The organism is Brevundimonas sp., from assembly GCF_036676055.1.
Taxonomy (GTDB): Bacteria; Pseudomonadota; Alphaproteobacteria; order Caulobacterales; family Caulobacteraceae; genus Brevundimonas.
Map to the genome: position 1 here is coordinate 34,879 of NZ_JAKFDS010000074.1, position 23,896 is coordinate 58,774.

Sequence of the window (23,896 nt, forward strand, 5' to 3'; positions counted from 1 at the left end):
CTCCGCGCACCCCAATGCACGCAGATTGCCCTGACCTTAGTCCTGGCAATGGCCAGGCGCAGCATAATTACACTCCGGTAATCCAATCGTGGCGAAGCTGTCGCAATCCCGCCACACACACCACAAGGTCGTTGGAAAGACTGACTAAATGGCCACCACATTGGTTTCATTGCAGCCTCTTTCGCCGCGGGTCTGGGTTATGGGACAGGTTCGTCCCGACCAGGTCGCGGCCCTGCGGGACGCCGGTTTCACCTGTATGGTGAATCACCGGCCCGACGACGAAGAGCCCGGCCAGCCTTCCGCATCCGACATCGCCCACGCCGCCGCCGAGGTCGGTCTCGCAGTCATCCACGCGCCCGTACGCGGCCTGCCCGATGCGGCGTCGGTGGCGGCCACCCGCGCGGCGCTCGACGGGCTCGGCGCGGACGGCAAGGCGGTGTTCTTCTGCCGGTCCGGGATGCGGTCTGCCGCCGCCTGGGCGATGGCGGAGCGGTCGATCGGCGCGGAGCCCCAGGCCTTGCGGGATGCGGCGCTTGCGGCAGGCTACGACCTCAGCCGCGTTCCGCTATAGGATTGCCTCCAGGCGCTCAGCGGGCCACGCCGACGCGAACGGCATAGGGCGCAGGCTCGGGCGTGCAGGAGGCCACGACGAGTTGCGTCGTCATGAGACACAGGAAGGCGAGCGCAATGGTCTGGAGCCGATTTGAAACAGCCAGGGCGATGGAAACGGCCATGTCGGGCACTCCGCGGAAGGTTTACGAAGTGTTGACGCAAGGGTCAGGCCGCCGCGCATGATCCCGTTCGTGCGCGAGATCGACGTCGCCTACGGCCGCGTCGACCAGGTGTCGCCGCTGATCCGGCGGGTGATCGCCGCCAATCCCGGTCCGTTCACCTACACCGGCACGGGGACCTACATCGTGGGGCGGGCGGAGGCCGGCGCGGGCGTGGCCGTGGTCGACCCCGGCCCCCCGGACGACGGCCATCTTGCCGCCCTGCTGGCCGCCGTCGAGGGCCAGAGGGTCAGCCATGTGCTGGTCACCCACACCCACCGGGACCACTCTCCCCTCGCCCGCCCGTTCGCCGCCGCTGTCGACGCCCCCGTGCTGGCGGCCCGGCCTCCGGCGCACATCGTCCACGCCTCGGGCGCTCTCGACGAGGAAGACGACGAGACCTTCACGCCCGACGTGATCCTGACCGGCGGCGAGATCCTGGCCGGCGACGGATGGACGATCGAGGCGATGGCCACGCCCGGCCACGCCTCCAACCACATGGCCTTCGTGCTGCGCGAGGAGGACGCCCTGTTCAGCGGCGACCACATCATGGGCTGGTCGACCACGGTGGTGGCCCCGCCCGACGGCGACATGGCCGCCTATATGGCCAGCCTCGACGCGGTGATCGCGCGCGGCTTTACGACAATCTGGCCCACCCATGGCGCGCCGATCACCGGACCGGCGTCGTTCCTGGAGGCCTATCGCGCCCACCGGCTGGAGCGGGAGGCCCAGATCCTCGGCGAACTGGCGGCAAGCCCCCGGCGGATCATGGATATGGTCCCGGCCCTCTATGCGGCGGTGGATTCGCGCCTGTGGCCGGCGGCGGGGTTGTCGGTCTGGGCCCACCTGATCGCGCTGGAGCGCGCCGGACGGGTGAGGGCCAGCCCGGATCCGGACTTCGACGCTGTCTGGCGTGTGGCCTGAGCCCTAGTCCTCTCCGCGCAGCAGCTGGCTGATCCGCGTCGCCAGACGACAGGCCTCGCCGCCGTGGGGTCGGCCGTCGCGGGCGGCGACGCGGACGTCGGTCCGGCCCGGACGAATGCGGATGACGGCGTCGTGGACCGTGCCGAACCAGAAGCCGCGATGCGTCCCCGCCGCGCGGCTGACGCTGACGCCGCCCTGCAGGCTGAAGCCGGCTTCCTGCAGCGCCCAGGCCGCCGATTCGGGCGCGATCTGGGTCATGGCGGGGATGGCCCCGGGGCAGGACTCCACGCCCGCGACTTCGGTCGGGCCCGCGCCGCCGCGGCGGGCGTCGAGGGCGCCGAAGCCCGGAATACCGGCCATGTCGGTGCTGATGTCGTCCGGCGGGCCGGACAGGATGCGCGAGACCTGCCAGGCGTAGGCGCCGATGGTCGCCGCCGAGACGACGATGGCGACGGCCGCAAGCCACAGAGGCGCGCGTCCCCGCAGGGCCTGGATCAACAACAAGAGTGCAGCAACAGCAGCGAAGGCGGCCAGCGCCACCCCGACTCGCATCGCCAGCAGATCGTAGCCGAGCTCGGGGCTCCACAATCCGGTCCGGGTCCCGAGGGCGGCGATAAGAACGAACATCGGCGCCAGGGCGACCACCGCCATGAGGCGCTGGCCGCCTCCGCTCCGTGCGCCCCTGCGCCCCGTCATCGTCTCAACCCGCCGCGGTAGGGAGGCGGTAATTCTTCATCTGCTCGCGGACCAGCTTCTTGTCGATCTTGCCGGTGGCGCCCAGCGGGATGTCATCGACGAAGACCACGTCGTCGGGCATCCACCATTTGGCGATCTTGCCCTGCAGGAAGTCGAGATGCTCCTGCTTGTTCTGGTCCTGGCCCGGCTTGAGCTTGATCACCAGCACCGGGCGCTCGTCCCATTTCGGATGGGCCGCCCCGATCACGGCGGCCAGTTCGACCTTCGGATGGCCGACGGCGATGTTCTCGATCTCGATCGAGCTGATCCACTCGCCGCCGGACTTGATCACGTCCTTGGCGCGGTCGGTGATCTGCATGAAGCCGTGCTCGTCGATGGTGGCGACGTCGCCGGTATCGAAGAAGCCTTCGTGATCGAGGATGTCGCCGCCCTCGCCCTTGAAATAGGCCCCCGCGATGGTCGGCCCCTTGATCATCAGCCGTCCGTAGGTGTGCCCGTCGTGGGGCATTTCCTGACCGGCGACGTTCTTGAGCTTGAGCTCGACGCCCAGCGGCGGCGTGCCCTGTTTGATCCGCCACTTCATCTGCTCGTCGTACGGCAGGGCCTTCAGTTCGGGCGGCAGGTTGGACAGGGTGCCGATCGGGGAGGTCTCGGTCATGCCCCAGCCCTGCAGCACCTCGATGTCGAACTCCTCCTGGAAGGCCCTGATCAGGCTTTCCGGCACGGCCGAGCCGCCGATGAGCACGCGCTTGACCGTGGGAATCTTCAGCTTGTTCTCACGCAGATGGGTCAGCAGCCCCTGCCAGACCGTGGGCACCGCGGCCGAGAAGGTGACGCCCTCGCTCTCGATCAGCTCGTAGATGGCGGCCCCATCCATGCGCGCGCCCGGCATGACCAGTTTGGAGCCGGCCGCCGGCCCGCCGAAGGCGATGCCCCAGGCGTTGGCGTGGAACATCGGCACCACGGGCAGAATGACCTCGCTCGGCGTCGCGCCCAGCACTGTGGTCTGCAGGCCCAGCAGGGTGTGGATGAAGTTCGAGCGGTGCGAATACAGCACCCCCTTCGGATTACCGGTCGTGCCCGAGGTGTAGCAGAGGCCGCAGGCGGTCTGTTCGTCGAAGCCGCCCCAGGCCAGGTCTTCCGAGGCCGTCGCCAGCAACGCCTCATAGCACTCGGCGCCCGGCAGCTTGGTCGCCGGCATGTGCAATTCGTCGGTCAGGACCACGACCCGTTGCACCGAGGGGCAATGCGGCAGCACCGCCTCCAGCAGGGGGATGAAGGTCAGATCGACGAAGATGATTTTGTCTTCGGCGTGGTTGATGATGTAGGCCAGCTGTTCCGGGAACAGCCGCGGATTCAGGGTGTGGCAGACGGCGCCGATGCCCATGATGCCGTACCAGGCCTCGATGTGGCGGCCGCTATTCCAGGCGAGGGTGGCGACGCGGTCGCCGACTTTTACGTCCCAGTCCTTCAACACGCTCGACACACGTTTGGCGCGGGCGTGGATCTCGGCATAGGTGGTGCGGACGATCGGCCCCTCGACCGACCGGGTCACGACCTCGCGGTGGCCGTGCCAGTTCCTGGCGTGGTCGATGATCTTGTCGACCGTCAGCGGCCAGTCCTGCATCAATCCGAGCATCGATTTCCCTCACTTGCGCCCGCTGTCCGGGGCGCTTGAGGTCACGCTATCGGCTCAGTTCGCCCCAGGCAACGTGACGCTAGGTCACCTATGCGCGGGCTCCGACGGCTTGGCGGCGGGCCCCCTCTGGCCCTAGAAGGCCGCATGCCAATCCTGATCGCCATCACCGGAGGTTCCGGCTCCGGCAAGAGCACGCTGGCGGAGACGCTCGTCGCCGCCCTGCCCGAGGGCGCCGCTGTGCTGGTGCGCGAGGATTCCTATTATCGCGACGCGGCCAGTCTGCCGGGCTTCGACGCGGCGACCTTCGACTTCGACGACGTGGCCGCCCGCGATCACGAACTGATGATCGCCGATCTCGCCGCCCTGAAGGCCGGACGCGACGTCACCGCCCCGGTCTATTCCTTCATCCATCACGGCCGCGAGCCGGAGGGCGAACCGGTACGCGCCGCCGAGGTGGTGATCGTCGAGGGCACCCACGTGCTGTGCACGCCCGGCCTGGTCGAACTGTTCGACATCCGGGTGTTCGTCGACACCCCCGCCGACATCCGCTTCATCCGCCGCCTGCTGCGTGACCAGGCCGAGCGGGGCCGCACCGCCGACTCCGTGATCCAGCAGTATCTCGCCACCGTCCGGCCCGGGCATGAACGGCTGACGGAGCCCTCGCGGCTCAACGCCGATTTCATCGTCGCTGACGCCACCGCCGCCGTGCGCCTCGAGGATCCCCAGGCCGTGGTCCGGCTGGCGGCCCCGGTTCTGGCCCACCCCTTGCTGTCCGGTCTGTTCACCCGCTGACCGCCGGCCATGTTCCGTCCTCTTGACCCCGGCGCCTGCCGGGCGTCTGCTGATCTTTCCTGCAGGCGATTACAGATGCACGGCACCGTTCCCGCCCCGGCCGCCCATTGCGAGGCCAAACGCCAGCTCATCGTGCGTCATGCGCGGGCGCATTTCGTTCGCGAGGGGTACTGTTCCACCCGGATCGAGCCGATCGCGCGCGAGGCGGGCGTGTCGACCGCCACCCTCTACACCCTGTTCCAGGGCAAGGCGGCACTGTTCGCAGCGGTGATCGATGACGCCGCGGAGGAATTCGCCCGCCAGATGGCCCATGTCCGCGCCGCCGAGGGCGACGCCCGAACCACCCTGACCAGCATCGCGGAGGCCTACGCCACCTTCATGGGCGATCCGTTCGTGCGCTCCGTCTTCCGACTGGTCGTGGCCGAGCGTCCGCGGTTCCAGGCTGTCGCCCGACGCTTCTTCGAAAAGGGCCGGACGGAATTCGGGGGAACCCTGATCGGCGCGATCGTCCGACTCTCCGAGGCGGGCGCCCTTCGGCCGATCGAACATCCATCGTGGGCCGCCGGCCACCTGATGGGCATGGTCGAACATCCGGTCTTCTTCGTGCCCCTGGTCACCGGGGAGGAGGTGCGGGTCCGCCGCTCCAACGCCGAGATCGTAGCCGGGGCCGTCGACACCTTTCTCGCCCGCTACGGGGCCTGACCGCCGCCTAGGGCCAGAGCCGCGTCCTGGTCCAGTCCGCGCCCGCCCGCTCGAACCGCAGGCGGTCGTGCAGACGGAAGGGCCGGTCGCGCCAGAATTCGACGCTGTCCGGAATGACCCGCCAGCCGCTCCAGCGTTCGGGCCGCGGCACGTCCGTCTCGGCGAACCGGGCGGTCTCGCGCGCCACCGCGGCCTCGAGGGCTCCCCGGCTGTCCAGCGGTCGCGACTGTTCCGAGGCCCACGCCCCGATCCGGCTCTCGCGGGCGCGGCTGGCGAAGTAGGCGTCCGCCTCGGCCGCGCTGACCGGCTCGACCGTCCCGCGCACCCGCACCTGCCGCCGCAGCGACTTCCAGTGGAACAGCAGGGCGGCTGATGGATGGGCCGCCAGAGCCTCGCCCTTGGCGCTCTCGCGGTTCGAATAGAAGCTCAGGCCGCGCTCATCGATGTCCTTGAGCAGCACGATCCGCGCGTCCGGCAGACCCGCCGCATCGACCGTCGCCAGGGTCATGGCGTTGGGATCGTTCGGCTCCGTCGCCCTGGCGTCGGCCAGCCAGTCCAGAAACAGGCCTATCGGCTCCGGCCGGTCGAAGATGGTCTCGTCCCCGTTGGCGGCCAGGGCGGCGGCGTACTGCTCCGCATATTCCTCGCGGGTGGGGCTGGGCGGGATCACGGGCGCGTTCATGCGGCACAGATAGACGTTCAGGAGCCCGCTGGGGAGAGGCGTCACGGTTAACCCGACCTTGACCATAATGGCGGCCTTATGGGCGGATGCGCGCCCGATCGCACTCCGAGGTCGCCTCTCGCGGCGAGGCCTATGCCCTGCTCGGCCTCACAGGCCCGGCGGAGGGGCCCGTCCTGACCGCGGCTTTCCGGCAGGCGGTGAAGGCGGCGCACCCCGCGGCGCCGGGCGGCGACGCCGATCGCTTCCGCCGCGTCATCGCCGCCTGGCGGCTGATCCAGACGGAACAGGCCCGCCCGCCCGCGCTGGCGGCGCCCGCGGCACGGCCGCCCTCCCCCCGCGTCGTTTCCATCAGCCCCCTCGACGCGCTCAAAGGCGGCCGGGTGGCGGTCCAGCTGGAGGGACGCACGCTGAATATCCGCCTGCCAAAGGGCCTGCGCAGCGGCGAACACCTGCGTCTCAAAGCCGCGGGCGACGATGGCGCGGACCTCTATCTGCCGGTGCTGATCCGCGCCGCGGACGGGCTCAGCGCCCTCGGCGACGACCTGTTCATGGACTGCCCCGTGCCGACCCGGCTGATGGAGGACGGCGGGCGGCTGGAGATCGACACCCACGCCGGCGCGCGTTCGGCCTGGATCGTCGCCGGCCAGGCGCCGCTGCGCCTCCGCCTGCAGGGACTGGGCCTGCCTGAGCGCGGCGGCCGCCCCCAAGGCCACCTGTTCGTCAATCTGAGACCCTCGAACGACGCCCCCTCGGCCGCCGAGGATCTGCTGGTCCGCTTCACCCGCGTCTGGACGCCGGACCGGCTCGCGGCCTAAGCCTGACGGGTCATGTCCCACAACACCTTCGGCCATCTGTTTCGCGTGACCACCTGGGGCGAGAGCCATGGGCCCGCCATCGGCTGCGTCATCGACGGCTGCCCGCCGCTGATCCCGCTGACCGAGGCCGATCTCCAGCCGTGGCTGGACCGGCGCAAACCCGGCGGCAGCCGCTTCGTCACCCAGCGGCGCGAGAGCGACACGGCCCGCATCCTGTCCGGGGTATTCGACGACGGAAACGGCCCGGTCACCACCGGCACGCCGATCGCCATCCAGATCGACAATGAGGACGCCCGCTCGAAGGACTATGGCGACATCGCCCGCGCCTTCCGTCCGGGTCACGCCGACTTCACCTACCAGGCCAAATACGGCGTCCGCGATCCCCGCGGCGGCGGCCGCTCCTCGGCCCGCGAGACCGCCCTGCGGGTGGCGGCGGGCGCCGTGGCGCGGAAGGTTCTGGGCGAGGCCGTGCGTATCCGCGCAGGAGTCGTCCAGTTGGGGCCACACCGGATCGCGCCGGAGGCGGTGGATTTCGACGCCGTCTACGACAACCCCCTGTTCGCGGCCTCGGCGGGGGTTGTCCCGGCTTGGGAGGCGTATCTGGACGGCGTGCGCAAGGCGGGCTCGTCGATCGGCGCCGTGGTGGCGCTGGAGGCGACCGGCCTTCCCCCCGGCTGGGGGGCGCCGGTCTACGGCAAGCTGGACGCCGAACTGGCCGCGGCCCTGATGTCGATCAACGCGGTCAAGGGCGTGGAGATCGGGGCAGGCTTCGGCGCAGCCGAGCTGTCGGGCGAGGACAACGCCGACGCCATGCGGCTGGGCGAGGACGGGCGGCCGGTCTTCCTGACCAATCACGCCGGCGGGGTGCTGGGGGGCATCTCGACCGGCCAGCCCTTGACCGCCCGCGTGGCCTTCAAGCCCACTTCCTCCATCCTGACGCCGGGCCGGACCATCACCCGCGACGGGACCGAAACCGACGTGAGCACCAAAGGCCGCCACGACCCGTGCGTCGCCCTGCGCGGCGTGCCGGTCGTCGAGGCCATGGCGGCCTGCGTGCTGGCCGACGCCATGCTGCGGCACCGGGCCCAGGTGGGGTGACCCCCTTTCCGCCACTGACACTGTTACCTATATAGCCTCCGACCGGCGCGCCGTATGACGCGCGCCTCCAATCGGGAGACCCCTCATGATCGACGTCCGCCCCTTCTCCAGCCTCGGCGGCGCTGACCACGGCTGGCTGAACGCCAAACACCATTTCTCTTTCGCCAACTACTACGACCCGAGCCGCATGAGCTGGGGCCGGCTGCGCGTCTGGAACGACGACGAGATCGCCGCCAAATCCGGCTTTCCGCCCCACCCGCACGCCGACATGGAGATCATCACCTACGTCCGCACCGGGGCCATCACCCATGAGGATTCGATGGGCAACAAGGGCCGCACCGGCGCCGGCGACGTGCAGGTGATGAGCGCCGGCACGGGCGTGCGCCATTCGGAGTTCAACCTCGAGGACGAAACCACCACCCTGTTCCAGATCTGGATCGAGACCGACAAGCCGGGCGCCAAGCCGGGCTGGGGTGCCAAGGCCTTCCCCAAGGCCGACCGCACGGGACGGTTCTCGGTTCTGGCCTCTGGCGACGCCTCGGACGACGCCCTGACCATCAACGCCGATGCGAAGGTGCTCGGCGCCACGCTGAACGCCGGCGAGAGCCTGACCTACTCGCTGGCCGAGGGCCGCCGCGCCTATCTGGTCCCCGCCGTCGGCGCGGTCGAAGTCAACGGCGTGGCCCTGAACGCCCGTGACGGCGCCGCGATCAAGGACGAAACCGAGATCGTCATCACGGCCACGGCCGACGCCGAACTGGTGATGGTCGACAGCCGCTGACGGCTGTCTCTGCGACGGCGCCGGGTGTAGCCTCCCGGCGCCGTCGTCCGGAGAACCGCCATGACCGCCCGCTTCACCCAGACCTGCCACGTCCTCGCCGTGCCCGACGTCGAGGCGTCGGCGCGCCACTACATTGAGGCACTCGGTTTCGAGCCGCTGGACATCCCGGCGCCGGGCTGGCGCTTCGTCCAGCGGGGGCCGGTACGGTTCGATCTCGGCGAATGCCGGGACGCCCTGCCCGCCCGCGAACTGGGCGACCATTCCTGGGTGGCGCGCATCTTCGTCGAGGGGATCGACGCCTATCACGATGAGATCGCGCCCCGGGGCGCCCGGATCACCTCCCGGCCGACCACCAAACCATGGGGCCTGCGCGAGATGAGCGTCGCCACGCCCGATGGACACCGGCTGATGTTCTGCGAGGCGGTCCAGCGGTAGGATGTCGTCGATATCCGCGCTCGATTGCAACGGGTGTCTTGCCCGGAATGTACCGTGGGTCCGGACTATCCGGGATAGAAAAACCCCGCCCGGATCGCTCCGGGCGGGGTTCTTTTTCAGTGCGTCGCCGGGACCGTGCCGGGATCCTGGATCGGCGGGGCCGCCGGCAGGGGTTCGGTGGCTTCGTCCCATTCGACCGGCGTCAGCACGCCCGTCAGGGCCCACTTCAGCGCCTCGTCAGCGGTCTTGATCGGGACGATCTCCAGCGCGCCCTTCACATTGTCGGGCACGTCGGCGAGGTCCTTCTCGTTCTCCTCCGGAATCAGCACCGTCTTGATGCCCGAGCGGAGCGCTGCGAGCAGCTTCTCCTTCAGGCCGCCGATGGCGGTGACGCGACCGCGCAGGGTGATCTCGCCGGTCATGGCGATGTCCTTGCGGATCGGGATGCCGGTCAGGACCGAGACCATGGCGACCGTCATGGCCACGCCGGCCGACGGACCGTCCTTGGGCGTCGCGCCGTCCGGCACGTGCACGTGGATGTCGGTCTTCTCGAACACCGGCGGCTTGACGCCGATGGCCAGCGAACGGGCCCGGACGTAGGAGGCGGCGGCGGAGATCGACTCCTTCATCACCTCCTTCAGGTTGCCGGTCACGGTCATGCGACCGCGGCCCGGCATCTTGATCGCCTCGATGGTCAGGATGTCGCCACCGAACTCGGTCCAGGCCAGGCCGGTGACGATGCCGACCTGATCCTCCTCGTCCGTCTCGCCGTAGCGATACTTCCGCACCCCCGCGTATTCGGCCAGCTTGGCCGCGTCGACGGTGATCGACAGGGTCTTTTCCCGGGCCATCTCGCGCACGGCCTTGCGGGCCAGCCCGCCCAGCGCCCGCTCCAGCGAGCGCACGCCGGCTTCCCGGGTGTAGTAGCGGATCAGATCGCGGATGGTGTCATCGGGCACCACGAACTCGGCCGGCTTCAGGCCGTTGTCGGCCGTCACCTTGGGCAGGACATGACGCTTGGCGATCTCGACCTTCTCGTCCTCGGTGTAGCCCGACACCCGGATGATCTCCATCCGGTCCATCAGCGGCTGCGGCATGTTCAGGCTGTTGGCCGTAGTCACGAACATGACGTTTGAAAGGTCGTAGTCGACCTCGAGGTAGTGGTCCCCGAACGCATTGTTCTGGGCCGGGTCCAGCACCTCGAGCAGGGCCGAAGAGGGATCCCCGCGCCAGTCGGCGCCCAGCTTGTCGATCTCGTCCAGCAGCACGAAGGCGTTGGTCGTCTTGGCCTTCTTCATCGACTGGATGATCTTGCCCGGCATCGAGCCGATGTAGGTCCGGCGGTGGCCGCGGATCTCGGCCTCATCCCGCACCCCGCCCAGCGACATGCGCACATATTCGCGCCCGGTCGCCTTGGCGATCGACTTGGCCAGCGAGGTCTTGCCGACGCCCGGAGGGCCGACGAGGCACAGGATCGGGCCCTTCAGGCTGTTGGTGCGCGCCTGGACGGCCAGATACTCGATGATCCGTTCCTTGACCTTTTCGAGCCCGTAGTGGTCCTCCTCGAGGATGGCCTCGGCCTTCTCCAGGTCGATCGGCTTGGTCTTGGCCTTGCCCCACGGGATCGACAGCAGCCAGTCGAGGTAGTTCCGCACCACCGTCGACTCGGCCGACATCGGGCTCATGTTGCGCAGCTTCTTGACCTCGGCCTCGGCCTTGATCCGGGCTTCCTTGGACAGGCGCGTCTTACGGATGCGCTTCTCCAGCTCCATGATCTCGTCACGGCTGTCGTCGGTCTCCCCCAGCTCGCGCTGGATCGCCTTCATCTGCTCGTTGAGATAATATTCGCGCTGGGTCTTCTCCATCTGGCGCTTCACGCGCGAACGGATCTTCTTCTCGACCTGCAGGACCGAGATTTCACCCTCCATCAGGCCGTAGACCTTCTCCAGCCGCGACGGCACGGAGATGGTCTCCAGCAGGCCCTGCTTGTCGGCGATCTTGACCGACAGATGGGCGGCGACGGAGTCCGACAGCTTGGACGGGTCGGTGATCTGGGGGATGGAGCTGAGGGCCTCGGGCGGCACCTTCTTGTTCAGCTTCACATAGTTCTCGAACTGTTCGATCACGGCGCGCAGCAGGGCTTCCGACTGCGACGGCTCGCCCGGATCGTCGGCGATCTCGACCGCCTCGGCCTCGAAATAGTCGGTGCGGTCGGTGAACCGGGTCAGGCGCGCGCGGCTCTTGCCCTCGACCAGCACCTTGACGGTGCCGTCGGGCAGCTTGAGCAGCTGCAGGACGGTGGCGAGCACGCCGATCGGATAGATGGCGTCGGCCTGCGGGTCGTCGTCGACGCTGTTCTTCTGGGTGGCGAGCAGGATCTGCTTCTCGCCCTTCATGATCTCGTCGAGCGCCTTGACGGACTTCTCGCGCCCCACGAACAGCGGCACGACCATGTGCGGAAAGACGACGATATCCCTCAGCGGCAGGACGGGCAGGGTTTTGGTCTCGGTCATGATGCTACTCCGGGGCCCTTGTTGATCTCGGACCCGCCGCGCCGGCGTTCGGGGCGCCTGTGCCCCGCCGTATCGACTCGGCCCGCCGTTTGGCGGCCTTCGGAAGAGTATGTGGTTCGGATGACGCGGCGTTCAAGCGTGACCGTCTGCGGGTCGCCCGTTCCATCCACAGACCGTCCCGCTGCAACGACCGGCCCCGGTGTCGGCCGGGACCGCATCAGCCATGCGACGGCGATCTCCCCTCGGCACGACGTCGCCGCGCGCCGATGTGGCCTTCCGGCATCAGGGAGGCCACGGAAAAGGGCGGCCCCGTCGCCGGAGCCGCCCCTCATGTCCTTCAGTCGTCGACCTCAGGCCGCGCCGTCGGCCGTCTTCTTCTTGGTCTCGGCATAGATCAGCAGCGGCTGGGCCTTGCCTTCGATGACCTCCGCATTGACCACGACCTCCTCGACGCCCTCGAAGGTGGGCAGCTCGAACATGGTCTCCAGCAGGATGCCCTCGAGGATCGAGCGCAGGCCGCGGGCGCCGGTCTTGCGGGTGATGGCCTTCTTGGCGACCGCGATCAGGGCGTCGTCGGTGAACGTCAGATCGACGTTCTCCATCTCGAACAGCCGCTTGTACTGCTTGACCAGGGCGTTCTTCGGCTCGGTCAGGATGGTGACCAGGGCCTCCTCGTCGAGGTCTTCCAGCGTCGCCAGCACCGGCAGACGGCCGATGAACTCCGGGATCAGGCCGAAGCGCATCAGATCGTCCGGCTCGACGCCCTTGAGGATGTCGCCCGTGCGGCGCTCGTCGATCTCCTTGACCTTGGCCCCGAAGCCGATCGAGGCCCCGTCGCCGCGGGCCGAGATCACCTTCTCCAGGCCGGCGAAAGCGCCGCCGACGATGAACAGGATGTTGGCCGTGTCGACCTGCAGGAACTCCTGCTGCGGATGTTTCCGGCCGCCCTGCGGGGGCACGGAGGCGACGGTGCCTTCCATGATCTTGAGCAGGGCCTGCTGCACGCCCTCGCCCGAGACGTCCCGGGTGATCGACGGATTGTCCGACTTGCGGGAAATCTTGTCGATCTCGTCGATGTAGACGATGCCGCGCTGGGCGCGCTCGACGTTGTAGTCGGAGGCCTGGAGCAGCTTGAGGATGATGTTCTCGACGTCCTCGCCCACATAACCGGCTTCGGTCAGGGTGGTGGCGTCGGCCATGGTGAAGGGCACGTCGATGATGCGCGCCAGCGTCTGGGCCAGCAGCGTCTTGCCCGAGCCGGTTGGCCCGATCAGCATGATGTTCGACTTGGCCAGCTCGACGTCGTTGTTCTTCGTCGCGTGGTTCAGGCGCTTGTAGTGGTTGTGGACGGCGACGCTCAGCACCTTCTTGGCGTGGCTCTGACCGATCACATAGTCGTCAAGGACCTCCCGGATCTCCTTCGGCGACGGCACGCCGTCCTTGGCCTTGGAGAACGAGATCTTGTGCTCTTCACGGATGATATCCATGCAGAGCTCGACGCATTCATCGCAGATGAACACGGTCGGCCCGGCGATGAGCTTGCGCACCTCGTGCTGGCTCTTTCCGCAGAACGAGCAGTAGAGGGTACTTTTGGCGTCTGTGCCGGCGGCTTTGGTCATCGACCCTTCTCACTCCCGCGATGGCCCCGATATGAGGCCATACACGCTTCCCTCGCGTTTGATTCCCGAACAGTGGGCGCAAAGGTCTTCAAAAAATGACAATCACCCATCACAGCGCCCGCCACAACCCCGCGAAAGCGGAGCAGGAGGCGGAAGCGGACGGTTCACTGTTGATGGCGATCACGGCGAATGTCTGACATGGGAAGCGATGCTCCGTTTCGCCAGCGTCCCCGCAAGGATCAGGCCATCGTCGCCTTCGACTTCGACGGCACCCTGACGATCCGCGACAGTTTCACCGAATTCCTGCGCTGGCGGGCCGGGCCGGGCGGCTGGGCCCTCGGGCTGGTCAGGATGGCGCCGGCCGTGGCCACCTACGCCCGCGACCGCGACCGGGGCCGGATCAAGGCCGCTTCGGTGCGCGAATTCCTGGGCGGCGTGGACCGGGCGGCGCTGGAGGCCGACGCCGAGCGCTTCGCCGACCGGATCTGGGACAGGTTCATGCGCCCCGACGCCCTCGCCTGCTGGAACGCCTGGGGCGACAAGGGCGCGCACCGCGTCATCGTCACCGCCAGCCCCGAGACCACCGTCGCCCCCTTCGCCCGCCGGCTCGGCGCCGAGGCCCTGCTGGGCACCCCCCTGGTGTTCGACGGAGAGAATCGGGTCACCGGCGCCTTCGCCAGTCCCAACTGTCGCGGCGAGGAAAAGGTCCGGCGGCTGCGGGCCGAATACGGAGAGAGCATCCGGTTGACGGCCGCCTATGGCGACACCTCGGGCGACACGGAGATGCTTCAGATCGCGGACGAAAAGGGCTTCCGGGTGTTCACCGGGCGGCGCTGAAGGTCAGCGGCCGTCTGCGTCCACGTCGAACACCACGGCCTTGCCGCGCGAGGTCGGGTTCCAGCCGGCCTCGATCGCCGAGGCCACTGCATTGCGCACGGCGTCGATGTTGACGCGCTGCTTCTCCATGTCGGGACGCCCGTTCGGCCGCATCGGCATGGGAAACTGGACGACGGCCTCGCGCTTGAAGTCCTTCAGGCGCAGCGACAGGGCCATGCCGTCCCATTTGCCGCCGGCCTTCGGCTGGGGCTGACGGCGGATTTCCCACTCATAGATTTCGCCATCGACCTCGACGGTCCCGCTCGTTTCACGCGTGTGCTGCATGGCGGCCTGATAGCACAAAAGATAAGGGGCGCGCCGTTTCGGACGCGCCCCGCTTGTCTCGTCCGGAAATCAGGCTCCGGGCGTTTTCACGCCGTCGTCCTCGGCCTGCTCGCGTTTGTCGTAGACGTGGTCGACGATGCCCCAGGCCTTGGATTCCTCGGCGCTCATGAAATGGTCGCGATCGAGGGTCTTCTCGACCTCCTCATAGGTCCGGCCGGTGTGGTGGACGTAGATCTCGTTCAGCCGCCGCTTGGTGTAACGGATGTCCTCGGCGTGACGCTCGATGTCCGAGGCCTGGCCGCGGAAGCCGCCCGAGGGCTGGTGCACCATGATGCGGGCGTTCGGCAGGGCCACGCGCTGGCCGGCGGCGCCCGCGGTCAGGATCAGCGAGCCGGCCGATGCGGCCATGCCCATGCACACGGTCGAAACCGGCGAGCGGATGTATTGCATGGTGTCGTAGATCGCCAGCGCCGAGGACACCTGTCCGCCCGGGCTGTTGATGTACATGCTGATTTCCTTCTTCGGGTTCTCCGACTCCAGGAACAGCAGCTGGGCGCAGATCAGCGAGGCCATGCCGTCCTCGAAGGGCCCGGTGAGGAAGATGATCCGCTCGCGCAGCAGGCGCGAGAAGATGTCGAAGGCCCGTTCGCCCCGGCTGGACTGCTCCACCACCATGGGGACGAGGTTCATGTTCATCAGTTCGATCGGATCGCGCATTCAGGCCTTCTCGGGATGCTGTGGCCGCGACTCACCGGTCGCTCGCCCATTGAACACGATATCGCGTCGCCGGGCTCCCGACGCAAGGCGCTGCGATGCGCGCCCCGCAATCCGTTAGTCAGCCGCCGTCATGGGCGGGGCGACCCGCGGTCCCGCTCGCGGCGCTGACGCGAGACGGTGCGTACGATCGAGGCGGCCTGATCGTTGTCATCGATGCGCTCGGTCGGGGCCCGGTAGAGGGCGCGCAGGTAGGTCCGGTCCCAGGCCGTCAAACCCTCCACGCCTGCCGGGTCGGCAAACACATTGAGGATGGTGTCGAGCCCCTGCGTTGGGCCCTCGGGGTCCACCTGGGCCAGGGCGACCAGGGACAGATAGTCGCTCAACTGCGCGAGGTTCGCGCCCCCCAGCCTGTCGGTGTCGACAATGACGATGACCTTGTTCAGCTCATCGCTGATCGGCCGCCCCTTGTTCACCAGCCCCTCCCCGGGGACGAAGATCGGTCCGATGTCTCCCGGCAACCGTATGGCGCGAGCATGGGTGCCGCCGATGACCGGCATGCTGACGTGCCACCACCGAACCGGGGCTGCCGAGGTCTGGAACGCCTCGAGAGCGCGCCCTCCGCGGTCCAGTCCGCCTACGCCCAGATGGAAGGCCCGCCGGTCAGCCGCGACCAGGGCCGAAGCCATGGTCGGGGCGTCCGCCGTGAAGACGATCACGACGTTCGGGGTGCAGCCCGGATCGCCGATCCTGAGATCGTTCTCCAGCGCCACCCGAGAAATATGGTCGATGACGGCCTGCGACAGATCAGGGCGCAGATTGACGACCCCGATGCAGACCCGCCCGCCCCAGCGGGCCAGTCCCCGCCCCGTCGCCGGAGCCGCGACGGCGTCGACGAAGGCCTCCGCCTCGCTTCGCAGGCGACGCCCCTCGACGACGACCTCCCCAAGGTCGGTCGGGGACAAATCCTGCGCCGGGGTGGACGGCGTCGGACCCGGCGCAACGGCAGGGGGAAGTTGCGGAGCAGAACCGGCCAGGACGAAAGCGGCAGCCAGGGCGGCGATCATGACGGTCTCCATCAGGTCCGGACGAACCTAACAGTGTTCCGGCGATCACGCCATGGTTACGCCCGGGCCGTCAGCGGCCATAGGCGGCGACGGCGGTCCCTCCCGCATGTCCCCTGGGTCAGGGCCCCGGGGCAAGGACGCGTCAGAGGTCGTCGTCTTCCTTGAGCAGGTCTTCCTTGGTGATCTTGCTGTCGGTCACCTTGGCCTGGTCGAAGATCAGGTCGCAGACCTTCTCCTCATAGATCGGGGCGCGCATCTGGGCGGCGGCGTTGGGGTTCTGGCGATAGAAGTCCAGCACCTGACGCTCCTGACCCGGATAGTTGCGGGCCTCGTTCATGATGGCGTTGTTCAGCTCCTGGTCGGTGACCTGGACGTTGTTGGCGCGGCCGATTTCGGCCAGCACCAGACCCAGGCGCACGCGGCGCTCTGCGATCTTGCGGTACTCGTCCTTGAGCTTCTTCTCGGACTTCTTGGCGTCCTCTTCCGGCAGGCGGCCGGCTTCCTTGTCGGCCTGCACCTGGCCCCAGATGCCGTCGAACTCGGCCTCGACCATCTTGGGCGGCAGCGGGAAGTCATGGGCCTTGTCCAGCTCGTCGAGCAGGGCGCGCTTCAGCTTGAAGCGGGCGGCGCCCTTGTACTGCTGGTTCAGGTTGTCGCGCAGCAACTCCTTGAGCTTGTCCAGCGACTCAAGGCCGATCCGCTTGGCGAAGTCCTCGTCGACCACGGCGGGGGCCTCGGCCTTGATGGCCTTGACGGTGACGTCGAAGGTCACGGCCTTACCGGCCAGATGCTTGGCCTGGTAGTCCTCGGGGAAGGTCACGTTCAGGACCTTCTCCTCGCCGACCTTGGCGCCCTTGAGCTGCTCCTCGAAGCCCGGGATGAAGCGGCCCGAACCGATCACCAGCTGGGCGTCCTGGGCGGCCCCGCCCTCGAACGGCTCGCCGTCCAGCTTGCCGAGGAAGTCGATGGTGACCTCGTCGCCTTCGGCGGCTTTCACGGTCTTGCCCTTCTTGTCCTCGTACGACTTGGCCTGCCCGGCCAGTTCGGTGAGGGCCTCGTCCAGATCGGCGTCGGTCGCCTCATAGGTCGGGCGCTTCAGCTTCAGCGTCTTGATGTCGACCGGGGTGAAGTCCGGCATCACTTCCAGCGACATCTCGTAGGCGAGGTCGTCCTGACCGGCGATGACCTTGTCCATGTCCGAGGTCAGCTTCATCTCGGCCGGGGCGGCCGGACGCACCTTGGCGTCGTCGAGGGCCTTCTGGCTGGAGCTGTTCAGCGCCTCATTGACGATCTCGCCCATCAGGTCGCGGCCGAAGGTCTTCTTGACGTGCGAGGTCGGCACCTTGCCGGGACGGAAGCCCTTGAGCTTCATCTGCGGCGCGACTTCCTTCAGCTTGGCGTCCAGCTTCGCGTTCAGCTCCGCGACGGGAATGGTCACCGCGATCACGCGGCTGAGGCCTTCGTTGGACTTTTCGACGACTTGCATGGTCGGATTCTGACGCTCTGGGGCGGCGCCCAAGGGGCAGGCGCGGCGCGGTGTGGGTAAAGCAATAAGGGCCGCCCTTTCGAGGCGGCGCCTTTGAAGCCCGCCCTTATGTCGAGGACGGCCCGAAAGGTCAACGTGAACCCGCACCCTCCGGGTTTCGGCGGGCGGCGGGAGACGCTATCCAGCCCTGATGGACCAGCCCCCTCCCCCGATCGGCGTCGCCGTCTTCCCGGTCACGCCACTACAGCAGAACTGCACCCTCGTCTGGTGCCGCAAGACTCTGAAGGCGGCGATCATCGATCCCGGAGCCTCGGTGGACGCCCTGCTGGGCGCGGTGGCGAAGCAGGGCCTGACCCTGGACGCGATCTGGATCACCCATGGCCATCTCGACCACGCCGGCGGCGCCGCCGAGATGCAGGAGAAGACCGGGATCGACATCATCGGGCCCCATCCCGACGACCAGTTCTGGATCGACGGCATCCCGGCCCAGGGCCAGATGTACGGCCTGCCCGAAGCGCGCAGCTTCACCCCGACGCGCTGGCTGGCCGACGGCGACATCCTGACGCTCGGCGAAACGACGTGGGAAGTCATTCACTGCCCGGGCCACACCCCTGGCCATGTGGTTTTCTTCAACCGCGAGTCGCGCTTCGCCCAGGTCGGCGACGTCCTGTTCCAGGGTTCCATCGGTCGCACCGACTTCCCCCGCAGCGACCACGGCGCCCTGCTGAACGCCATCACCACAAAGCTCTGGCCCCTCGGCGACGACGTGGCCTTCGTGCCGGGCCACGGTCCGACCTCGACCTTCGGAGCCGAACGGCGGAGCAATCCGTTCGTCTCGGACCAGGCCATGAACCGGGCCCCGATCGCGCGCCCGCCCGTCGGCCCGTCCTGACCGCCCGCCCTAGCGGGCGATCAGCATGCCGATGATCAGCCCGAGTCCCAGGGCGTAGACCGTGGCCTTGACCGGCTCGTCCTCGACGGCCCGCCGCAGCCGCTCCGTGCGCGCCCGGCTCCACTCGCGGGCGGCCAGCGCATCCTCCCGTACGGCCTCATGGATCGGGCGGGGCCCGAAGCTCCGGGCTTCGCCTTCCGCCAGCAGCGCGTCCGCCTCCCGCTCCAGCCGCGCCGACTCGCGATCGATCCCGTCGTCGATGTCCTCCGGTTGGGTCGGGCCGGTGTAGGTCTCGGTCATGGCGGGCTCCTGTGGCTGGGTTCCGCTGTTCAATCCGCGCACGCCTCCGGAGTTCCGGCCCCCCGATCGTGATTGAACGGCCGCTTCCCCGCCGCGTTCAGGACAGGCAGCAGGAGGCCGCCATGACCTATATCGAACCCACCCCGCCCGGGACGCCCCAGCCCGACATACCCCAGCCAGACACGCCCCAGCCGGACGTCGATCCCGCCAGCACGCCCCCCGAGTTGCCCCCGCTCGAACCCGGCGGCGGCGGCGAGGGTGACTCCCGACCCTATGGCTGACGCATGGGCAAACCCCGTGATTCCCTCGCGTTTCTGTGAGACCCGAACCGGAACCGGACGGCGGCGCAGGGGTTCATCCCACAACCTTCGACTGTCGGCGTGAAAGGACATTGCAATGGCTTCAGGTCAGCCCACCCGAGCCTCCGGTGTTTCCAAACGAGGCTTCGCCTCGATGGACCCTGAGCGTCAGCGCGAGATCGCGCGCAAGGGCGGCGCCAGCGTGCCCAGCGAAAAGCGCAGCTTCTCGCAGGACCGCAGCCTGGCCGCCCAGGCGGGGCGCAAGGGCGGCGAGGCCTCGCACGGCTCCCGTACAAAGGAAGCCCGTACCGCAGAATAAGCACGACGGTCCGGACGGGATCGGCAAGGCGGCGCCCTCGGCGCCGCCTTTCGCATGTCAGGCCTCCAGCAACGCCAGCGCGACCGACGGCTCGGGGCCGGCTTCAAAGGCCGCGACGGTCCAGCCCGATGCCGACGCGAGCTCTCGCACCGTGGTCTCGGTGAATTTGCGCGAGTTCTCTGTGTGGATGGTTTCGCCTTCGCGGAAGGCGATGACACGGCCGTCGATCTCGACCTCCATGTCCCGCGTCGCCTGCAGATGCATCTCCATGCGCGAGGCCTCCGCATTCCAGACGGCGCGATGGACGAAGCTGTCGATGTCGAACCCGGCCTTCAGTTCGCGGTTGGCGCGGACCAGGAGGTTGCGGTTGAAGGCCGCCGTCACCCCGGCGGAGTCGTCATAGGCGGCAGTCAGCACCTCAGGCGCCTTGACGAGATCGACGCCGAGAATGAACAGCGCGCCCCTTCCGAGCTGACGCCGGGCCGCCGTCAGAAAGGCTTCGGCTTCGGCCGGCTCAAGGTTGCCGATGGTCGAGCCCGGGAAGAAGCCGACCCGCCGTCCATGGCCGATGCCCTCCGGCAGCGCGGCCATATGCAGGAAGTCGCCGACCAGCGGCGCGACCTTCAAACCCGGATAGCTTGCGTCGATGCGCCGGGCGGCGGCGTTCAGCGCGTCGGCGCTGATGTCTATGGGGACATAGGCCGCCAGGTCCGGCGCCGCATCCAGGACGATCCGGGTCTTCTCGCTGGCGCCCGAACCGAATTCGACCAGCACCGCGCCGGCCCCGAAGCGGGAAGCCCAGTCCGGGGCGACACGGCGCAGCAACGCGGCTTCCTGCCGGGTCGGATAGTATTCCGGCAGGCGTGTGATCGACTCGAACAGCTCCGAGCCCTCGGCGTCGTAGAACCATTTCGGCGAGGCGGTCTTCGGGGAGCGGGTCAGGCCGGCGAGCAGGTCGCGGCGGAACCGGGCGGTCTCGCCGTCCTTGCTCGCGCGGGCGGGCGGGGCCGGAAGATCGCTGGCCAGTCGTAGTCCCATGAACGCCCACCTCTGATGCGGATAGAAGAAGTTCCGGTAGCTGGCTCGTCCATGCCCCTCCGGCGTCGCCCAGGAGGATCCCCGCAGCACCATCTGGTTGGCCATGAACTTGCCGTTGTACTCAGACGCGGTCCCTTCGGTCGGCCTGAACCCCCGATATGGGGCGTATCCGCTCGAGGTCCACTGCCAGACCTCGCCAAAAGCGTTCGAAAACACCTCGGGCCGGCAGCGGACCGCGTGCTCCCACTCCGCCTCCGTCGGCAGGCGACGACCCGCCCAGCGGGCGTAGGCGTCGGCCTCGTAGAAGCTGACGTGCCGCACCGGCGCGGCGCCCTCGACCGCGCGTCGGCCCGTGAGGGTCATCGTCGTCCAGCCGCCCTCCTCCCGACGCCAGTACAGCGGCGCGGTCCAGCCCTCGCCCCGCACCGTGGCCCAGCCGTCGGACAGCCATAGCTCCGCGCGGGCGTAGCCGCCGTCCTCGATGAAGGCCATCCAGTCGCCGTTGCTGACCAGATCATGATCGAGGCCATAGGGTTCCAGCCACTGGCGATGGGCCGGGCCCTCGTTGTCGAAAGCGAAGCCGCCGCCGTCATGGCCGATCTGCACCAGCCCGCCCTCGAAACGGGACATGCCTCCGCGCGGCGCCTGCGACGGCGCGCGCCGCGGCTCCTCGTCATAGGCGGCGGGGTCCAGCGGTGAGCGGGACATCAGGTTCAGCAGATCCATCAGGAACAGCTCCTGATGCTGCTGGTCGTGATGCAGGCCGAGGGTGAACAGATAGGCGTCTCGCCCCTCAGGCGCCCCGCGCTCCAGCCACCGCTCCATTCGCCGGTCGATCTCGCGCCGGTAGGCCAGGACCTCTTCCAGCGACGGGCGGGTCATCAGCCCCCGATCGCGCCGCTCCACCCGTTCGCCCAGCGCCTCGTAATAGCTGTTGAACAGGGTCTGGAAACGGGGATCGACCGGTGCATAGCCCGCCTCGGCGCCCAGGATCATCGCCTCGAAGAACCAGCTGGTATGGGCAAGGTGCCACTTGCCGGGGCTGCAGTCGGGCATCGACTGTGCCGACAAATCCTCCGGGGATAGCCCCCAGGCCAGCGCCGGCATGGCGGACCGGACACGGCGGAACTCCTCCAACCGCGCATCCGTCGCCGAGGCTCTCATCGGTGCGCTCATGCGTCGGTTCCTCCCCTGACCGTTGGCCGCGGTTCAGGACAACCGCCTGCGGTCCCGTTTTGTTCCACGCAGGACCGGGCGTGTCCAGCGGAACGGTCCCGCCGAGCAGGCGTTCAGATCGCACGTCGCTGATTTACGGTGACATTTCATTCCTGCCGAAAGCGTGTCCGCATGTCGCTGCCCAGAGCGCCAGTCGAGGGTCATGACATCAGCTCCGACGCGCCCGGCGGCATCGCCGACCGCGCCAGCTGGCGTGACGCAGTCACCGCCCGCATCCCCTCGCTGCGCGCCTTCGCCTGGTCTCTCTCGCGAAACGGGGCCGACGCCGACGACCTGGTGCAGGAGACGCTGACCAAGGCCTGGACCTATCGCGACCGTTTCGAGCCCGGCACCAACCTGAGGGCCTGGCTGTTCACCATCCTGCGGAACTCCTGGTACTCGTCCGTCGCAAAGCGCAGCCGCGAGGTCGCCGACGAGGACGGGCAGCACGCAGCGCGCCTGACCGCCGAGGGCAGTCAGGAGTGGACGGTGGAGCTCAGCGCCCTCAAGACCGCGCTTGACGACCTGCCGCCCGAACACCGCGAGGCCATCGTCATGGTGGGGGCGGCGGGCCTGTCCTACGAAGAGGCGGCCGAGATCGCCGGCTGCGCGCTCGGGACCATCAAGAGCCGCGTCAACCGCGCCCGCAATCGTCTGGCCGAAGCGATGGACATGCCGCGCGGCCCGGCCTGAGACTCAGGACCGGCGGTCCGGTCTGCGCTTCGGCGCGGACAGCCTGTCGACATGATCGGTGAGAGTCTCCGGGACCGGCTCGGCCTCGACAGCCTTGAAGGCCGCTCGCAGCGCCTTGTCCGCCGGCCTGTCCGGTCCCTTCGGCGCCTTCGCCATTCGACCGCTCCCCATTCCCCGGTGCGGCAACGCTTGCGACCGTCGAAAGCCGGTTAGCCGACCCTGGCGGCGGGTGTCAAAGGCCGCGCACGGCCTCCAGCAGTTCATCGACGGCCTCGACGGTGGTCGCCCACGAGCAGACGAAGCGGACCGATCCATCGTCGAAACGGTAGCAGGCCCAGCCCAGGTCGTTCAGCCGCCGGTGCGCCTCCGGCGGCATGCGCACGAACACGGCGTTGGCCTCGACCGGATGCGCCAGGGCGAAGCGCGAGCCGACCGCGAAGCCCTCGGCCAGCCTCTGGGCCATCAGGTTGGCGTGGGCGGCGCCGTCCTCCCAGGCGTTGGTCTCCAGCAGGCCCAGGAAGGGCGCTGCCAGATAGCGGGCCTTGGACGCGGTCTGGCCGGCCTGCTTCAGGCGGTTGTCGATGCGCCGGGCCAGCGACCGATCGAACATCACGATCGCCTCGGTGCAGTTGGCCCCCGCCTTGGCCCCGCCGAACACCAGCACGTCCACGCCCAGCCGCGCGATCTGGGTCAGGTCGAAGCCCGCCGCCGCCGCATTGGCCAGCCGCGCGCCGTCCAGATGCACGCCGTAGCCTTTCAGCTTCACCGGCTCGATCAGATGGCGCAGTTCCTCCTCGGTGTAGACCGTGCCATATTCGGTCGACTGGGTCAGGCTCAGCGCCGCCGGCGGCTGGCGGTGACCGACCTCCGGCTCGTCGAGGGCGGCGTTCAGCGCCAGCGGATCGATCTTGCCCGACAGGCCCGGCAGGCCGATCAGGCCCACCCCGGACCCGAAGAACCCCGGCGCGCCGGTCTCGTCCGTGCAGACGTGGGCTGCGTGATGGGCCAGCACCGCCTCATGCGGCCAGGCCAGCATCGACAGGCCGATGGCGTTCGCGGCCGTGCCCGAGAAGACAAACCGGATCTCGGCGTCAGCGTCGAGGCGGCGACGGATCTGATCGGCGGCCCGCGCCGTCGCTTCGTCCGCGCCATAGGCGCGGGCGTAGCCGTCATTGGCCTCGATCAGGGCCTGCAGGGCGGCCGGCGCCATGCCCGCGGTGTTATCCGATCCGAAATCGTAGCGCAT

At 68.5% G+C, this 23,896-nt stretch carries 26 protein-coding genes; 13 read left to right on the forward strand and 13 right to left on the reverse strand.

Annotation, left to right across the window (positions count from 1 at the left end; genetic code table 11):
* Window positions 1-148 precede the first annotated feature (148 nt).
* Complete coding sequence (locus V6M45_RS12555) at window positions 149-571, forward strand: beta-lactamase hydrolase domain-containing protein (RefSeq protein ID WP_332656877.1); 423 nt, start codon at window positions 149-151, stop codon at window positions 569-571.
* Between the two features lie 16 nt (window positions 572-587).
* Here V6M45_RS12555 and V6M45_RS12560 read toward each other — a convergent pair whose 3' ends face one another.
* A complete protein-coding gene (locus tag V6M45_RS12560) occupies window positions 588-734 on the reverse strand; it encodes a hypothetical protein (RefSeq protein WP_332656878.1) in 147 nt (48 codons plus the stop codon).
* A gap of 57 nt (window positions 735-791) precedes the next feature.
* On the opposite strand from V6M45_RS12560, the gene V6M45_RS12565 reads away from it, so the two are divergent.
* Window positions 792-1,694: an MBL fold metallo-hydrolase gene (locus tag V6M45_RS12565; RefSeq protein ID WP_332656879.1), complete on the forward strand. Its 903-nt coding sequence runs from the start codon at window positions 792-794 to the stop codon at window positions 1,692-1,694.
* Between the two features lie 3 nt (window positions 1,695-1,697).
* Here V6M45_RS12565 and V6M45_RS12570 read toward each other — a convergent pair whose 3' ends face one another.
* Complete coding sequence (locus V6M45_RS12570; RefSeq protein WP_332656880.1) at window positions 1,698-2,345, reverse strand: DUF1499 domain-containing protein; 648 nt, start codon at window positions 2,343-2,345, stop codon at window positions 1,698-1,700.
* 49 nt (window positions 2,346-2,394) lie between these two features.
* Entirely contained in the window at window positions 2,395-4,029 is a 1,635-nt protein-coding gene (locus V6M45_RS12575) for a long-chain-fatty-acid--CoA ligase (protein ID WP_332656881.1), read from the reverse strand.
* 144 nt (window positions 4,030-4,173) lie between these two features.
* On the opposite strand from V6M45_RS12575, the gene udk reads away from it, so the two are divergent.
* Complete coding sequence (gene udk / locus V6M45_RS12580) at window positions 4,174-4,821, forward strand: uridine kinase (protein WP_332656882.1); 648 nt, start codon at window positions 4,174-4,176, stop codon at window positions 4,819-4,821.
* Between the two features lie 75 nt (window positions 4,822-4,896).
* Window positions 4,897-5,523: a TetR/AcrR family transcriptional regulator gene (locus V6M45_RS12585; RefSeq protein ID WP_332656883.1), complete on the forward strand. Its 627-nt coding sequence runs from the start codon at window positions 4,897-4,899 to the stop codon at window positions 5,521-5,523.
* A gap of 7 nt (window positions 5,524-5,530) precedes the next feature.
* Here the strand turns inward: V6M45_RS12585 and pdxH are convergent, their stop codons facing one another.
* Window positions 5,531-6,205, reverse strand: a complete 675-nt coding sequence (gene pdxH, locus V6M45_RS12590) for a pyridoxamine 5'-phosphate oxidase (protein ID WP_332656926.1) — start codon at window positions 6,203-6,205, stop codon at window positions 5,531-5,533.
* A gap of 86 nt (window positions 6,206-6,291) precedes the next feature.
* Here pdxH and V6M45_RS12595 point away from each other — a divergent pair, with 86 nt between their 5' ends.
* The 4 genes from V6M45_RS12595 to V6M45_RS12610 all read left to right on the forward strand — a co-directional run bounded on the left by V6M45_RS12595 (window position 6,292) and on the right by V6M45_RS12610 (window position 9,334).
* Window positions 6,292-7,020, forward strand: a complete 729-nt coding sequence (locus V6M45_RS12595; RefSeq protein WP_332656884.1) for a DnaJ C-terminal domain-containing protein — start codon at window positions 6,292-6,294, stop codon at window positions 7,018-7,020.
* 12 nt (window positions 7,021-7,032) lie between these two features.
* Window positions 7,033-8,118, forward strand: a complete 1,086-nt coding sequence (aroC, locus tag V6M45_RS12600; protein ID WP_332656885.1) for a chorismate synthase — start codon at window positions 7,033-7,035, stop codon at window positions 8,116-8,118.
* A gap of 85 nt (window positions 8,119-8,203) precedes the next feature.
* Window positions 8,204-8,899, forward strand: coding sequence for a pirin family protein (locus tag V6M45_RS12605; protein ID WP_332656886.1), 696 nt, complete (start codon window positions 8,204-8,206; stop codon window positions 8,897-8,899).
* 60 nt (window positions 8,900-8,959) lie between these two features.
* Window positions 8,960-9,334 carry a VOC family protein gene (locus tag V6M45_RS12610; RefSeq protein ID WP_332656887.1) on the forward strand — a complete coding sequence of 125 codons (375 nt, stop codon included), beginning with the start codon at window positions 8,960-8,962 and terminating at the stop codon, window positions 9,332-9,334.
* Between the two features lie 116 nt (window positions 9,335-9,450).
* Here the strand turns inward: V6M45_RS12610 and lon are convergent, their stop codons facing one another.
* Window positions 9,451-11,847 (reverse strand): endopeptidase La, encoded by a 2,397-nt coding sequence (gene lon / locus V6M45_RS12615; RefSeq protein WP_332656888.1) that lies wholly within the window; start codon window positions 11,845-11,847, stop codon window positions 9,451-9,453.
* 350 nt (window positions 11,848-12,197) lie between these two features.
* On the reverse strand, window positions 12,198-13,466 hold the full coding sequence (gene clpX / locus V6M45_RS12620; protein WP_332656889.1) for an ATP-dependent Clp protease ATP-binding subunit ClpX: 1,269 nt from the start codon (window positions 13,464-13,466) through the stop codon (window positions 12,198-12,200).
* A gap of 189 nt (window positions 13,467-13,655) precedes the next feature.
* Here clpX and V6M45_RS12625 point away from each other — a divergent pair, with 189 nt between their 5' ends.
* Window positions 13,656-14,303 carry an HAD-IB family hydrolase gene (locus V6M45_RS12625; RefSeq protein WP_442880589.1) on the forward strand — a complete coding sequence of 216 codons (648 nt, stop codon included), beginning with the start codon at window positions 13,656-13,658 and terminating at the stop codon, window positions 14,301-14,303.
* A 3-nt stretch (window positions 14,304-14,306) separates the two neighbouring features.
* Here the strand turns inward: V6M45_RS12625 and V6M45_RS12630 are convergent, their stop codons facing one another.
* From V6M45_RS12630 to tig, 4 genes are all read right to left on the reverse strand, one after another.
* Window positions 14,307-14,627 carry a hypothetical protein gene (locus V6M45_RS12630; RefSeq protein ID WP_332656891.1) on the reverse strand — a complete coding sequence of 107 codons (321 nt, stop codon included), beginning with the start codon at window positions 14,625-14,627 and terminating at the stop codon, window positions 14,307-14,309.
* A gap of 69 nt (window positions 14,628-14,696) precedes the next feature.
* Window positions 14,697-15,344, reverse strand: a complete 648-nt coding sequence (locus tag V6M45_RS12635; RefSeq protein ID WP_332656892.1) for an ATP-dependent Clp protease proteolytic subunit — start codon at window positions 15,342-15,344, stop codon at window positions 14,697-14,699.
* 128 nt (window positions 15,345-15,472) lie between these two features.
* Window positions 15,473-16,408 (reverse strand): hypothetical protein, encoded by a 936-nt coding sequence (locus V6M45_RS12640; RefSeq protein ID WP_332656893.1) that lies wholly within the window; start codon window positions 16,406-16,408, stop codon window positions 15,473-15,475.
* Between the two features lie 142 nt (window positions 16,409-16,550).
* The gene (tig, locus tag V6M45_RS12645) at window positions 16,551-17,894 is read right to left on the reverse strand and encodes a trigger factor (RefSeq protein ID WP_332656894.1); all 1,344 of its coding nucleotides are present in this window, start codon (window positions 17,892-17,894) and stop codon (window positions 16,551-16,553) included.
* 190 nt (window positions 17,895-18,084) lie between these two features.
* Between tig and V6M45_RS12650 the strand changes: the two genes are divergently transcribed.
* A complete protein-coding gene (locus V6M45_RS12650) occupies window positions 18,085-18,786 on the forward strand; it encodes an MBL fold metallo-hydrolase (RefSeq protein WP_332656895.1) in 702 nt (233 codons plus the stop codon).
* A gap of 9 nt (window positions 18,787-18,795) precedes the next feature.
* Here V6M45_RS12650 and V6M45_RS12655 read toward each other — a convergent pair whose 3' ends face one another.
* A complete protein-coding gene (locus V6M45_RS12655) occupies window positions 18,796-19,086 on the reverse strand; it encodes a hypothetical protein (RefSeq protein ID WP_332656896.1) in 291 nt (96 codons plus the stop codon).
* Between the two features lie 122 nt (window positions 19,087-19,208).
* On the opposite strand from V6M45_RS12655, the gene V6M45_RS12660 reads away from it, so the two are divergent.
* The gene (locus tag V6M45_RS12660; RefSeq protein ID WP_332656897.1) at window positions 19,209-19,367 is read left to right on the forward strand and encodes a hypothetical protein; all 159 of its coding nucleotides are present in this window, start codon (window positions 19,209-19,211) and stop codon (window positions 19,365-19,367) included.
* 115 nt (window positions 19,368-19,482) lie between these two features.
* Window positions 19,483-19,704: a general stress protein gene (locus tag V6M45_RS12665; RefSeq protein WP_332656898.1), complete on the forward strand. Its 222-nt coding sequence runs from the start codon at window positions 19,483-19,485 to the stop codon at window positions 19,702-19,704.
* Between the two features lie 57 nt (window positions 19,705-19,761).
* On the opposite strand, the gene egtB is transcribed toward V6M45_RS12665, so the two are convergent.
* A complete protein-coding gene (gene egtB / locus V6M45_RS12670) occupies window positions 19,762-21,918 on the reverse strand; it encodes an ergothioneine biosynthesis protein EgtB (RefSeq protein ID WP_332656899.1) in 2,157 nt (718 codons plus the stop codon).
* A 171-nt stretch (window positions 21,919-22,089) separates the two neighbouring features.
* Here egtB and V6M45_RS12675 point away from each other — a divergent pair, with 171 nt between their 5' ends.
* Window positions 22,090-22,650 carry a sigma-70 family RNA polymerase sigma factor gene (locus tag V6M45_RS12675; protein WP_332656901.1) on the forward strand — a complete coding sequence of 187 codons (561 nt, stop codon included), beginning with the start codon at window positions 22,090-22,092 and terminating at the stop codon, window positions 22,648-22,650.
* A 232-nt stretch (window positions 22,651-22,882) separates the two neighbouring features.
* Here V6M45_RS12675 and V6M45_RS12680 read toward each other — a convergent pair whose 3' ends face one another.
* Entirely contained in the window at window positions 22,883-23,896 is a 1,014-nt protein-coding gene (locus V6M45_RS12680) for a threonine aldolase family protein (protein ID WP_332656902.1), read from the reverse strand.